Consider the following 12,981-nt stretch of genomic DNA (forward strand, 5'->3'; position numbering starts at 1 on the left):
GAGTTAGCCGGTGCTTATTCTGCGAGTAACGTCCACTCATCTTAGGTATTAACTAAGAGAGCCTCCTCCTCGCTTAAAGTGCTTTACAACCAAAAGGCCTTCTTCACACACGCGGCATGGCTGGATCAGGCTTCGCCCATTGTCCAATATTCCCCACTGCTGCCTCCCGTAGGAGTCTGGGCCGTGTCTCAGTCCCAGTGTGGCGGATCATCCTCTCAGACCCGCTACAGATCGTCGCCTTGGTAGGCCTTTACCCCACCAACTAGCTAATCCGACTTAGGCTCATCATTTAGCGCAAGGTCCGAAGATCCCCTGCTTTCTCCCGTAGGACGTATGCGGTATTAGCATTCCTTTCGGAATGTTGTCCCCCACTAAATGGCAGATTCCTAAGCATTACTCACCCGTCCGCCGCTAGGTCAGTTACCGAAGCAACCTTCCCCGCTCGACTTGCATGTGTTAAGCCTGCCGCCAGCGTTCAATCTGAGCCATGATCAAACTCTTCAGTTTAAAATCATTAGTAGCTTATGGCTACAAATCTTGGCTCATCAATTACTGACTTATATATTTGCTCAAATAAACTTCGAGAAATTTAAACCAATTAATCAATGAAATATTTTCGATCGATCAACCAGTAAAAATCCACACAAGTTGTTCTTCTATTCTCTTAATGATCTCTTTATCGCCTCGTCAGCGATAAATAAAACGCAATAAATATTTAACAACTTAACCGTTAAAGCCAAGTTATTTTTGCTTCATTGCGTCGGGATGTGTGCATTATAGGAGATTTTTTTTAGTGTGCAAGCTTTTTTAAACCCTTGTTTTATTGAGTGTTCTTTTTTTACACACCAATACGTGTACTATTTAAACAAATTCCTTGTAACCATATAAATTTAAAGCAGAAATATTTTATTCATATTTCTGCTTTGCTTTTTACTTCTTGTTCTTTATCTGAACACTGATAATTTTAACGGGCTGTTTAGGCACATTTTGATGCATTCCGTAGTTACCAGTCGGAACACTCACGATCTTGTCAACAATATCCATGCCCTTAGTAACCTTACCAAAAACGGCGTAGCCTGCATCCATCGCTGATTTGTTTAAAAAGTTATTATCCGCCACATTAATGAAGAACTGACTGCTTGCAGAGTTTGGATCACTGGTCCGTGCCATGGCCAAAGTACCCCGGGTATTCTTTAAACCATTACTTGCTTCATTCACAATCGGCGCTTTCGTGCTTTTCTCAACCATGTTGGCTTCTAGGCCACCACCTTGCACCATGAAACCAGGAATCACGCGATGAAAGATTGTGCCTGTATAGAAGTTACTTTTTACGTAGCTTTCAAAGTTCTTTGCTGAAACAGGCGCCTTGTCATCAAATAGCTCAATTTCAATATTCCCCATACTGGTTTTCATATCAACCATGGTATTTGCAAATAAATGACCGCTTGCCAAAATTAAACTTGTTGTCATGAACAACTTTTTCATCATTGCTTTTCTCAGCTTGGAAATAGAGGTGTTGTGGATCTTCATCTTAATTTTGCAAAACTGTTTTTGCTATTTCTATTTGTTACCTGAAACAAAGCGCCGATGTTTCACGTGAAACATCGGCGCTCAGTCATTAACTCGATAATCAACTGTGTTTATCCCAGAACTTTCTAAAGTTCTTCGCTACCTCAATGGTATTACGCTTTGCCTTGCTTGAGACGGGGGTCAAATTGATAAAACCATGGGTTTGATCTGGATAATCGACATATTGGACTTTAACACCATTTTGTCTGAGTTTATGACTATAGATGGCACCTTCATCATGCAGTAGGTCATGACCAGCTGTAATCACATACGCGGGCGCAAGCTTTTTAAGACTGCCATACGTTGGTGAAATTAATGGATCATCCAAAGCTACATTTTGCTGGGTTGCATAATAGTCTGTCACATAATCCACATCTTTACTGGTGAGGACCAGACCTTCACCATATGCATAGAAGGAAGGATGTCTGCTTTTAAAGTCAACCACAGGATAAATCAGTAACTGTGCCTGTGGCGCATAAGATTTACCGACGGCGTGTTGAGCCACTACCGTACTGATATTTCCACCGGCACTGTCTCCGGCAACCGCAATACGGTTTTTATAGATTTTTAATTGACGGCGGTTTTGATACACCCATGCCAACGCATCTTCACATGATTTTATCAATAACTGCGGTGAAGCTTCAGGTGCCAGCGGATAATCAATACTTAAAACCTGTACTTTGGCATGCTTGGCAATCAAACGACAGGCTTCATCGTGCGTATCCAGACCGCCCACAACGAAGCCTCCCCCATGATAAAACACCAGCATCGGCAATTTTTTATTGGGTGCCGGATGATAATGTCTGGCGAACACCGTGCCACTTTGGAGCGGTAAACGAATATCTTCAACCGATTCAATCGAAGTCGGTTTATTCAAAATCGCCAGCATTTGTGCATCAAACTGACGACGGGAGTTAATCGGATCGTCACCGATAAAACCAATACGGCCTTGCTTGATCTGAACAGCCATCAAACATTTGGTAAATGCATCCAGATCTGGATATTGATGAGGATAGCCTAAAAGCTTGGCTAGAGATTCTTGTACAATTTTGGGCAGCTTGTCGAGCGCTCGTGCAGCAGGGCCTTGACCTTTATCTAACAGTGTTTGTATTTTTGGAGGTAATGCTGTCACTTGTTGTCCCCTTCTCTCGCTCTGTCCATCATTGTTGTTGTCTTCGACTATATGCTTTTCTAAAGTCTTAGATCAAGTTCAAGATTTGAAATAAGTCGTACGCTAAAGGGCTATTACTAAAAAGTCATTAACCAGAGTGCTTATTCACCGCTAGTTTTTATGTCAATTCAATGCTGTTTTAAGCGGTAATTGTCAAAACTATAAAACTAGAACCAATCAGTGAGCTCTAGTTTTATATCACTTTAACAGTGTCATTTTTATGAATAAGTCAACTTCGCGTTATGTATAGCAGTACATGAATAAGATTAAATGCGGCATCTGTTGTTCAATCTTATGCGAAGCCAACTTAACAATAAAAAATTATTGCGCGCCAGCGCCTGCTGAGCCTGATACTGAACCTGAAACGTCAGCTGAAGCACCACCTGGTTGAACATCAACTGATGAACCTGCTTCTACACCAACACCACCTTGTACGCCAGCTGGGCTAGCACTTGTTTGAGCTGAACCAGAAGCATCCAAACCAGCTTGAGACGAGCAACCTACAGCTGTTAATGCAACACCAGCTACAACTGCAGAAATCAATGCTAACTTTTTCATTTCGTATTTCCTTTCATTATGACAAAAAGCAAAGTTGTCTTTGCGATGCCTATCATTCACAATTTTTTTCACGGACGTGATGAGGATTAGTTGCAGTTTGTTATGTAAGCCGCATTGTTTTGCAATTTTTCTTAAATCAACTCATTGCTTAATTCACGTATTCTCTCAACCTTCACCAAACGCTAAGCATTTATCAATACAGCACTTTCATTGATTTTTACTGGCATAGAAAATGAAAAAAGCCGTTATCTTATTTTTTTATAATTCATAGAAACACAGCACAACCGTCCTAAAAGATTACAATTAAGTAATTATGATTAAAAATAAATGTAGTAGATATAAAAAAACCGTGCATTTTCATCACGGTTTTTATTAATTAGCCCATAATTAAGGCCATTTCATCTCGCCTTTCACGACTTTGGCACCAAGTTCCAGACTACTCGACTCACCCAACGCTGGATATTGCGTTTGCATCTTTTTTACCAGCTCAGCCGAGTTGTTTGTGCTTTTCACAGCTTTCTCATATTGCTTCAAATAATCAATCGAGAAGTTTACCGCATCCAGTCCTTCTGCCGCTCCTGCTTTCATATGCGCAGGAACCACGACTTTCGGGTTGAGGGCTTTAATACTTTCTAAAGCCTGAACCACTTCAGCACGATCTTTGACTGTCGGGGTATCTGCGGTCCACAAATGAATACCCGATGATACTGGAATACCGCCAACGACAGCTTTCGCGCTCGGAATCCATAAATAAGTCAGTTCTTTTTTACCTTTAATCTCGATATCCTGATTTTCGAGTTTTAAAGTCTTCGCGCTATAGGCTTGTGGCACAAAGATTTTACTTGGCGCATTGGCGCCCATTTTTGGACCCCAGTAGGCAACTTTCAACGCTTGTGTATCCTGAATATGTTTCACTGTTTCAGGAGTCGCAATGATCTGAACATTCGGGAAGTATTGTTTAAATACGTCTAAGCCAAAATAGAAATCTGGATCACCATAACTAACAAAAATGGTTTTTAAGGTCTTACCGCTATCCAGAATGTCGGCAGCAATCCGCAATGCCTCTGATTTAGAAAATTGCGCATTAACCAGTAAAACTTCTTTATCCCCTTCAATTAGAGTTGAAGTCACGCCAAAATGCTCAGGTTGAGCCAGAAAATTCTGGATTTTTAAGTCTTGTGCAAATGCAGCAGAACTTGCTGCGAAGGCTGATAAAGCAAGGATATAAGGTTTGGTATTCATCTTATCATCTCCAATCTGATAACAACTACTTTAAATTGCAATTCTTGCTGAAGAAACACACTAAACTAAGATAAAATATTGCATATCTTGCAACAATGATAATAAACATGGATACCTTAAAAGCCATTCAAGTCTTTGTCTGTATTGCGCAGCAAGGCAATCTGAGTAAAGCAGCCGAGCATCTGGATTATTCCAAAGCCATGGTGTCCCGCTATCTGGAACATCTTGAGCAGACCTTTTCAACCCGGTTATTTCAACGTAATACCCGTAAAGTTTCGCTCACCCCCGCTGGTGAAAAAGCGCTGGTGTATTGTGAGAATATTTTACAGCAACAGCAGTTACTGGAAGGTTTGGCTGCGCCCGAACAACATAACGGCACCATTCGTTTTACCTGTGGTCTGTTTCTGTTTCAGCTTGGAGTCAATGAATGTATTAAACAATTTAAAAAGCGCTATCCGCAGATTCATTTTGATGTGTATTTAACAGAGAATACCGTTGACCTCATCGATGCACATGTCGATCTGGCTTTGCGTATTACCCAAAAAGTGGCTGATGGTTTAATTGCACGGCCTGTCTGCCAGATTGAATCGACCTTTTGCGCACATCCCCATTATTTACAAGACCACACGCCCCTGTCGCATCCCAGTCAGCTGATTCAGCATGACTGTATTGCGCATCATACCCATAACCAGTACTGGACCTTGTTTGATACAGATCAGCAACCCCAGAACTATCCATTAAATGTTACGTTTAAAAGCAATGATGTGATTGCGCTTTATCAGATGTGTCTTAAAGCTGAAGGTATTGCCATGCTCCCGAGCTTACTGGTACGCAAGGACATCGCGCAGCAGCGTTTGCAACAGGTATTTACAGATTTTTCTGCACCTGACCTGACCTTGTCGCTGGTCTATGCGTCAAGGCAACATTTACCCAAAATCACCCAAGAATTTATTGCTTTTGTGATTGAAAACCTGAATTTTTACTTAAATCAACAAAATTAAAAGATTTAAATTGACCTGAACGCTTGAATTTTGTCGGCTTGCCCATACTTCATCCCTATCAATGAATGACCAAGATGTGGCAGTTCGGGTTTAACCCTAAGAGCATTCACGCCAAAAGGACTGTACATGTTTAAGAACTTTTTTCAACGGAGATCATCAATGGCTAATGAGCACAATGAGCAAGCTCAAGACATTCAAAATGAGCAACAGACTGAACAAACTCAAGCTGAAGGTGTAGAGCAGGCAAACGAGCTTAGCGTTGAAGATTTACAAGCGCAAATCACCAAACTTGAAGAAAGCCTGAAGTTAGAAAAAGCACGTACTGCCAATGCGGTTTATGAAGCGCAGAAAAGTGTAGAGCGTATTCAACGTGAATCTGAAAAGCATAAAGATACCGTGCTTGAGAAGTTCGCAAAAGAATTGCTCGATTCTGTCGATAACCTCGAGCGTGCAATTCAGGCAGCTGGCGAAGAAGAAACACCGGTACTTGAAGGCGTTAAGCTGACTTTGAAATCATTATTGACCACGCTTGAGAAGTTTGGCGTAGTTGAAGCAGACACCCAAAATGGTTTCAATGCAGATTTACACCAAGCGGTAGGTATTGATCCAAATGCCCAAGCCAACCAAATCGGCACTGTTTTACAGAAAGGTTATACCTTAAATGGTCGCCTACTCCGCCCTGCAATGGTGATGGTGGGCCAATAATCCCGCTGGACAGAGCATTTATTTGCTCAAAAATGCAGAATTTTGAGAGTTTTTTGATTTTTTTTCATAAAAATGCTTGAAAAAAACCGATTGACTCTCATATCGAATAACAAGCAAAAACATTGCAACAAAATTTTAGAGGAACACAATCAATGGCAAAAATTATTGGTATTGACTTAGGTACTACCAACTCATGTGTTGCTGTACTTGAAGGCGATAAAGTAAAAGTAATCGAAAACGCTGAAGGCGCACGTACAACTCCATCGATCATCGCTTATAAAGATGGCGAGATCTTAGTAGGTCAAAGTGCTAAACGCCAAGCGGTAACCAACCCGAAAAATACATTATTCGCGATCAAGCGTTTAATTGGTCGTCGTTATGAAGACCAAGCGGTACAAAAAGATATCGGTCTTGTACCTTACAAAATCATCAAAGCAGACAATGGCGATGCTTGGGTTGAAGTAAACGACAAAAAATTAGCACCTCAACAGATCTCTGCTGAAATCTTGAAAAAGATGAAGAAAACTGCAGAAGACTATTTAGGTGAAACAGTTACAGAAGCGGTTATTACTGTTCCTGCTTACTTTAACGATGCGCAACGTCAAGCAACTAAAGATGCGGGTAAAATCGCTGGTTTAGATGTTAAACGTATCATTAACGAACCAACTGCTGCGGCACTTGCGTTCGGTATGGACAAAAAAGAAGGCGACCGTAAAGTTGCAGTTTACGACTTAGGTGGTGGTACTTTTGACGTATCAATCATTGAAATCGCAGACCTTGATGGCGACCAACAAATCGAAGTGTTATCAACCAATGGTGATACTTTCCTTGGTGGTGAAGACTTTGATAACGCGTTAATTGAATTCCTGGTTGAAGAATTCAAGAAAGAACAAAGTGTGAACCTGAAAAATGATCCACTTGCGTTACAACGTTTGAAAGAAGCTGCTGAAAAAGCAAAAATCGAGCTTTCTTCATCAAATGCAACTGAAATCAACCTTCCATATATCACTGCCGATGCAACTGGTCCTAAACACTTAGTGATCAACGTAACTCGTGCAAAACTTGAAGGTTTGGTTGCTGATTTAGTTGCTCGTACAATTGAGCCTTGCCGTATCGCGCTTAAAGATGCAGGTCTTTCGACTTCTGACATCTCTGACGTAATCTTGGTTGGTGGTCAGTCTCGTATGCCACTTGTACAACAAAAAGTACAAGAATTCTTCGGTAAAGAGCCACGTAAAGACGTGAACCCTGACGAAGCAGTTGCGATTGGTGCAGCAATTCAAGGTGCAGTATTGTCTGGTGACAAAACTGACGTGCTTTTATTAGACGTAACACCATTAACTTTAGGTATCGAAACAATGGGCGGCGTATTGACTCCGATCATTGAGAAAAACACCACGATTCCTGCGAAGAAATCACAAGTGTTCTCTACCGCTGCTGATAACCAGCCTGCAGTAGACATTTCGGTTTACCAGGGTGAACGTAAAATGGCTCAACAAAACAAATTGTTGGGTAACTTCCAGTTAGGCGATATCCCACCTGCTCCACGTGGCGTACCGCAAATTGAAGTATCGTTCGACATCAACGCTGACGGTATCTTAAAAGTATCAGCGAAAGATAAGAGCACAGGTAAAGAGCAATCGATCCAGATTAAAGCAAATTCAGGTTTGTCTGATGCTGAAATCGAAGCAATGATCAAAGATGCTGAAGCGAATGCAGAAGAAGACCGTAAGTTTGAAGAACTTGCAAAAGCACGTAACGAAGCTGATGCATTAATTTCAAGCTCGAACAAAGCCGTGAAAGATCTTGGTGATAAAGTCACTGAAGATGAAAAAACAGCTGTAAGCACTGCCGTTTCTGAACTTGAAGCAGCAACTAAAGAAAATGATGTTGAAGACATCAAAGCGAAAACTGAAGCTTTGCAAAACATCTTGATGCCAATTACACAACGTGCTTATGAACAAGCACAAGGTGCAGCTGGCGGCGCAGAAGGTTTTGATCCAAATGCATTCCAAGGTGGCGATGCGGGTCAACAACAAAAAGCGGACGATGGCGTTGTAGATGCTGAGTTCACAGAAGTAAAAGATGACAAAAAATAATTTGTCTCTTTAAAAAAAACCGCGCGTAAGCGCGGTTTTTTTATTTTAAATATCTGCTGTTTGAGCCAAATCATAGGCATGCACGTGCTATCAACCGCTTATTTCCCACTTCCACAAACGCTTGCAACAAGTTAAGGAACTGAATTCTTTTTATGTATAATTCAGGCAATTAAAAAATCCTTCAGCGCTAAAAATGAAAAATGATCCTATCCTTAGCAAATCCAAATTTAGACTGTTATTAAGTGCTTCACTGCTTTGTATTTGTTTAGGCACAATCCTGGATGCCTATGATCAACGCTCTATTGCCGTAGCGGAATTGCTGGCAACCGAACCCCAAAACTGGGAAATTCTGCTTTCAAGCCTAGCCGCTATTATTGCCGTGATCATGTTAGCGGGTTTATTTTTCTTTAAACCATGGGCAAGAACCTTATATCTGTATAGCTATTTCCCCTTTTTACTACTTTATCTTTTGCCCGGTTTTTCCTGGACATTCATATCCGGTCTGGGTGCTATTTTTTATGAAATGGGCAATATTTTCGCGACACTGATCTGGGGAATTCTCCTGCTCCCGAGCCTGTATCAGTCTTTATTCTGTACGCCTAAACAATGAAGCATCTCCTCGTTGTTATATTAGCAATGTTTCTGTTCTGGTCCGGTTATCAAACCTACCAACATCCGCAGCTTAAATTTAACTCACTGACCGATCGTATCAGCAAACCCTTTGATACACGGCTTCGCTATCGTATTGCTGAGGTGGATCCACGTTTTAAGCTCAGCCTTGAGCAAGTGCAGGCGATCAGTGAGCAAGCCGCACAGATCTGGAAAGACGGTACAGGACAGGATTATCTGGTTTATGATCCAAAGGCCCAGCTGGCAATACATCTCATTTATGATGAACGTCAAATCGAGAGTGAACAACGTCGGGAACATTTAAGCCAGCTTGAATCCAATCAGCAACGCTGGCAAGAGAAAAAGAAATCCTTAGATCAGATTGAACAGGAAATTCTTCAAAGCCGGCAATTTTTAGGCTTAAAACAGCAACAATTAAATCAGCAAATCCAGGCCTATCAGCAAGCACAGCAACAGGCTCGGCAAAATCCGGCGGTATTCGCCAATCCAGCTGATCTTCAACAGCGACAACAGGCGTTGCAGCAAAATGTACAGTCGCTTAAACAGGAAATTGACCAGTACAATCAGAAGATTCAGCAGCTCAATCAGCAAATAGATGAGCTTAATGCACTGGACCAGCAATTGAATGCATCCGTTGACCACTATAAACAACGTTTTAAGCCACATTTATTCCATAAAGGCCTATTTAATGGCAAACAGATTCTGATTTATGAATTTGAATCTGAGGATGATCTACGTTTAACCCTGGCGCATGAATTCGGCCATGCCTTAGGCCTACAACATACTGATGATCCACATGCATTAATGCATCCGATTATGAAAGATCAGGATAGGGCGCATTTTCGCCTTACTGAAGCAGATTTAAACCTGTTAAAGAACAGATAAGTAGAGTAAATAAAAACCTTCCAGAATGAGCGATCATTCACATTTTGCGCAGAATACGCCTCGACATTAAATGTCACAAAGCAGCAATTTTTTATCAAAAATTAGAAAAAATTGCCAATTTATCAATATCTTACAAAAGTTAACAATCAAGACTTTTATCGCTATTTATGCAGCTGTTCCGTGCTTAATAAATTTAATCTTTTGATTCTCTTGGAATTATGAACAAAAAACAGACAAGCTGCTGATTTTACGATAGTGTAAATTATTCGATTTATTTTTTTATTTATTAGAAAAAAATCACACTTTTTAGTTTTATTTATTAAATAGATAGCGTTTTGACCTGAATCCAATACTGCTCAAAAATAAGCCTTATTTAGGGGAGTTTGGCTTATGCGTATTATGAATATGGCGATGCTTGCAGTATATTTCTGTACGCTCTCCCCTCACCTTAGCTATGCGCAGACCAATATCAATCCGGTTAATCCGCATCAGCATCAAACCATCAAAAAAACACTGCATTATCGTATTGCCGATATTGATCCACGCTTTCATTTAAGTCAGCAACAAGTGCTAGAACTGACGCAGCAAGCAGCCAAAATCTGGGAACATGAAACAGGCCAGCAAAATTTTATCTATGATCCAGAGGCGGAATTTAGTATCAATCTGGTTTTTGATGAACGCCAACAACGCAGTACAGATCGCGTGCAGAGCCTGCAACAACTGCAGCAAGACCAGCAACAATGGCATAAACAGAATCAACAATTACAGCAGGTCAAGGCGGATATTCAGCAAAATTCAGCCTTGATTGCCGATAAACAGGCACAACTCAACGCACAATTTCAGCAATATAATCAGGATGCGCAGCGCTTTAACCAGCAGCGCTCTTCTTCAAAAGTTCTGGCGGATCAACTGGCTCAACGACAAATTGCCTTACAGCAGCAAGCTTTAGCTTTGCAACAGGACATTCAGCAACATAATCAACGTAGCCGACAACTTAATCAGGACATTCAGGCTTTAAATCAAGGCAATCAGCAACTGGTGGCTTCTGCCAATCAGTTTAATCAGATCTTTCAGCCCCGTCTGTTCCACAAAGGCCATTTTGATGGCAAACACATCATGATTTATGAATTTTCATCGACACATGATCTACGCTTAACGCTGGCGCATGAGTTTGGGCATGCCTTAGGTTTTGCCCATACCGATGATCCAAGCTCTTTGATGTATCCGATTATTCAACAACAGAACCTGCAAAAGTTCGCATTAACCGATTCTGATAAAGACCTGGTGAAAGCCATGTATTAATTATTCCCCCCCAATTTGGTAACGATTGAGGAACGACTAGACTCATTGTCTACTTTTCAATCAGTTAAATTTTGGCTTTTATGTGAAAAATAAAATAATTTTCAATCCTTTATTTTATGCTTTGCCTAGTTCAGACACGCTCTTTAGATGAGCACACATGAGAAAAGGATAAAAATTAAACAACTGTTCTGCTTTTATTTTTTATTCACTTTAGCTGCAAACTTGCTCTATTCCGCTATATTTTACTTACTTTTTTCTACATCTGTATTTTTATTCATTTTCTAGAAATATCTTCCCAAATTCTCACCCTTCACTCAATTGATCCATTTGACTCCCTGTTTAAACTGATTAAAATGCGACCTTTTTCAAGCTTTATCTCCCTTTATGCGTTGTTTTTCTCATTTATTGGCTACATGTGTGTTCATGCTGGTCCAAGCGCCAGCTTTTGCCCAAATTTCCTCAAGCACCCCTCAAACACAAATCCGTTATAGCAGCGAGCATCCTCTACGCTACCGGATTGCCGATCTGGATCCACGTCTCAATATCACGCAACCACAAATGATTGAGTTAAGCCAACAGGCGGCTGCCATCTGGGCAAAAGATACCGGACAACAGTATTTTGTCTATGATCCAGAAGCCGAGTTTGTCATTCATTTGGTATTTGATCAGCGTCAAGTACGCAGCATGAAACGCTCGGAAAATCTGAACCAGCTTGAGCAGGAACAACAGCATTGGTTAGCGAAAAATCAGCAATTACAGCGTCTAAAACAAAGCGTCGCTGACTCCAGGGCTCGACTCGAATTACAAACGATTGAATATCAAAATAATCAGCAAAAGTATCAGCAGGCCCTGCAAAATCTGAAAGCCTCCGCTCAAAATCAAAAGCAAGTTGCGCGACTGCAGCAACAACACACCCTGCAACAGCAAGCGAGCGATTTACAGACCAAAATTGCTGAACATAATCAGCTGGTTCAACAATTCAATACGCAAACAGAGCAGTCGAAACAGCTCTACCAACAATTGACTGAATCCGTAGCGGCATTTAATCAGACCTTTAAGCCTCAGGTCCTGCATAAAGGTCAGTTTCACGGTCAACAGATTTTTATTTATGAATTTTCATCCATGGATGACTTACGCCTAACACTCGCGCATGAATTTGGGCATGCTTTAGGCCTAAAACATACTCAAGATCCGAAATCCTTAATGTATCCACGCATTAAAGAGCAGAATGCAAAAGATTTTCAGCTGACGGATACCGATCTGGAATTATTGGGTTTTTCTCAAGCGCCTTAATCCCTATAAAATATAGGTGTTTTATCCATTATCGCTTGCTTAGTAACAAGAATGGGTCGATTCTTTGGATTTATTCATGTTATTGTGGATGAAAACATCCTATTTATCTTAATGGAGATCGGCATGAGTTATTATCATATCTTAATTGAAGTGAACGACCACATCAGTACGATTGAGCAGACTCGTGATATCGAATTCTTGAATATTGAAGATATTAGCCCCTTTCTCCATTCCATTTTGATTCCCTATTTCAACGAGCAAGAAGTTGAGCTGGAAGATGAAAATGTTGCCTATGACGAGATTTTACATCTGGAAGTCAAACAGACCTTATTGCCCATCGAACATCTGGTTGAAGAAGAACAGAAGCAACTCCCAAGTGATACGGATGTGACCATTACTGCTTATGAAATTTTTAATGACCGTGATTTAAGTCAGGATGTAACTGCAGTGATTTTTGATATTTTAGAAGCCGTTAAACTCGATCCTGCCCCTTAATATAAAAAAGGTCTGCATATGGCAGACCTTT

General features: G+C 40.8%; 12 protein-coding genes and 1 rRNA gene. 8 read left to right on the forward strand and 5 right to left on the reverse strand.

Annotated elements, in window-relative coordinates; all coding sequences use genetic code 11:
• From ACINWC323_RS0118590 to ACINWC323_RS18310, 5 genes are all read right to left on the reverse strand, one after another.
• Positions 1–507, reverse strand: a 16S ribosomal RNA gene (locus ACINWC323_RS0118590); the annotation flags it as partial.
• A 423-nt stretch (positions 508–930) separates the two neighbouring features.
• Positions 931–1,488: a peptidylprolyl isomerase gene (locus ACINWC323_RS18325; RefSeq protein WP_005228214.1), complete on the reverse strand. Its 558-nt coding sequence runs from the start codon at positions 1,486–1,488 to the stop codon at positions 931–933.
• Between the two features lie 142 nt (positions 1,489–1,630).
• Positions 1,631–2,701: an alpha/beta hydrolase gene (locus ACINWC323_RS18320; protein ID WP_005228212.1), complete on the reverse strand. Its 1,071-nt coding sequence runs from the start codon at positions 2,699–2,701 to the stop codon at positions 1,631–1,633.
• A 360-nt stretch (positions 2,702–3,061) separates the two neighbouring features.
• The gene (locus ACINWC323_RS18315) at positions 3,062–3,298 is read right to left on the reverse strand and encodes a hypothetical protein (protein WP_005281513.1); all 237 of its coding nucleotides are present in this window, start codon (positions 3,296–3,298) and stop codon (positions 3,062–3,064) included.
• Between the two features lie 387 nt (positions 3,299–3,685).
• On the reverse strand, positions 3,686–4,540 hold the full coding sequence (locus ACINWC323_RS18310) for an MBL fold metallo-hydrolase (protein ID WP_009506271.1): 855 nt from the start codon (positions 4,538–4,540) through the stop codon (positions 3,686–3,688).
• 107 nt (positions 4,541–4,647) lie between these two features.
• Between ACINWC323_RS18310 and ACINWC323_RS18305 the strand changes: the two genes are divergently transcribed.
• From ACINWC323_RS18305 to ACINWC323_RS18270, 8 genes are all read left to right on the forward strand, one after another.
• Positions 4,648–5,541, forward strand: a complete 894-nt coding sequence (locus ACINWC323_RS18305) for a LysR family transcriptional regulator (RefSeq protein WP_005228206.1) — start codon at positions 4,648–4,650, stop codon at positions 5,539–5,541.
• Between the two features lie 159 nt (positions 5,542–5,700).
• Complete coding sequence (grpE, locus tag ACINWC323_RS18300; RefSeq protein ID WP_005228204.1) at positions 5,701–6,246, forward strand: nucleotide exchange factor GrpE; 546 nt, start codon at positions 5,701–5,703, stop codon at positions 6,244–6,246.
• 152 nt (positions 6,247–6,398) lie between these two features.
• Positions 6,399–8,345 (forward strand): molecular chaperone DnaK, encoded by a 1,947-nt coding sequence (dnaK, locus tag ACINWC323_RS18295; protein ID WP_009506244.1) that lies wholly within the window; start codon positions 6,399–6,401, stop codon positions 8,343–8,345.
• Positions 8,346–8,538: 193 nt separating this feature from the next.
• Positions 8,539–8,955, forward strand: a complete 417-nt coding sequence (locus ACINWC323_RS18290; protein ID WP_009506236.1) for a hypothetical protein — start codon at positions 8,539–8,541, stop codon at positions 8,953–8,955.
• Complete coding sequence (locus ACINWC323_RS18285) at positions 8,952–9,860, forward strand: matrixin family metalloprotease (protein ID WP_032880818.1); 909 nt, start codon at positions 8,952–8,954, stop codon at positions 9,858–9,860. Before ACINWC323_RS18290 ends, ACINWC323_RS18285 begins: the two co-directional genes overlap by 4 nt.
• 390 nt (positions 9,861–10,250) lie before the next feature.
• On the forward strand, positions 10,251–11,162 hold the full coding sequence (locus ACINWC323_RS18280) for a matrixin family metalloprotease (protein ID WP_009506214.1): 912 nt from the start codon (positions 10,251–10,253) through the stop codon (positions 11,160–11,162).
• Positions 11,163–11,546: 384 nt separating this feature from the next.
• On the forward strand, positions 11,547–12,455 hold the full coding sequence (locus ACINWC323_RS18275) for a matrixin family metalloprotease (protein WP_032880821.1): 909 nt from the start codon (positions 11,547–11,549) through the stop codon (positions 12,453–12,455).
• A gap of 111 nt (positions 12,456–12,566) precedes the next feature.
• Positions 12,567–12,950 carry a hypothetical protein gene (locus ACINWC323_RS18270; RefSeq protein ID WP_165569325.1) on the forward strand — a complete coding sequence of 128 codons (384 nt, stop codon included), beginning with the start codon at positions 12,567–12,569 and terminating at the stop codon, positions 12,948–12,950.
• The last annotated feature ends 31 nt before the right edge of the window (positions 12,951–12,981 follow it).

Origin of the sequence: Acinetobacter sp. WC-323, assembly GCF_000314615.1 — a bacterium.
Classification (GTDB): domain Bacteria; phylum Pseudomonadota; class Gammaproteobacteria; order Pseudomonadales; family Moraxellaceae; genus Acinetobacter; species Acinetobacter courvalinii.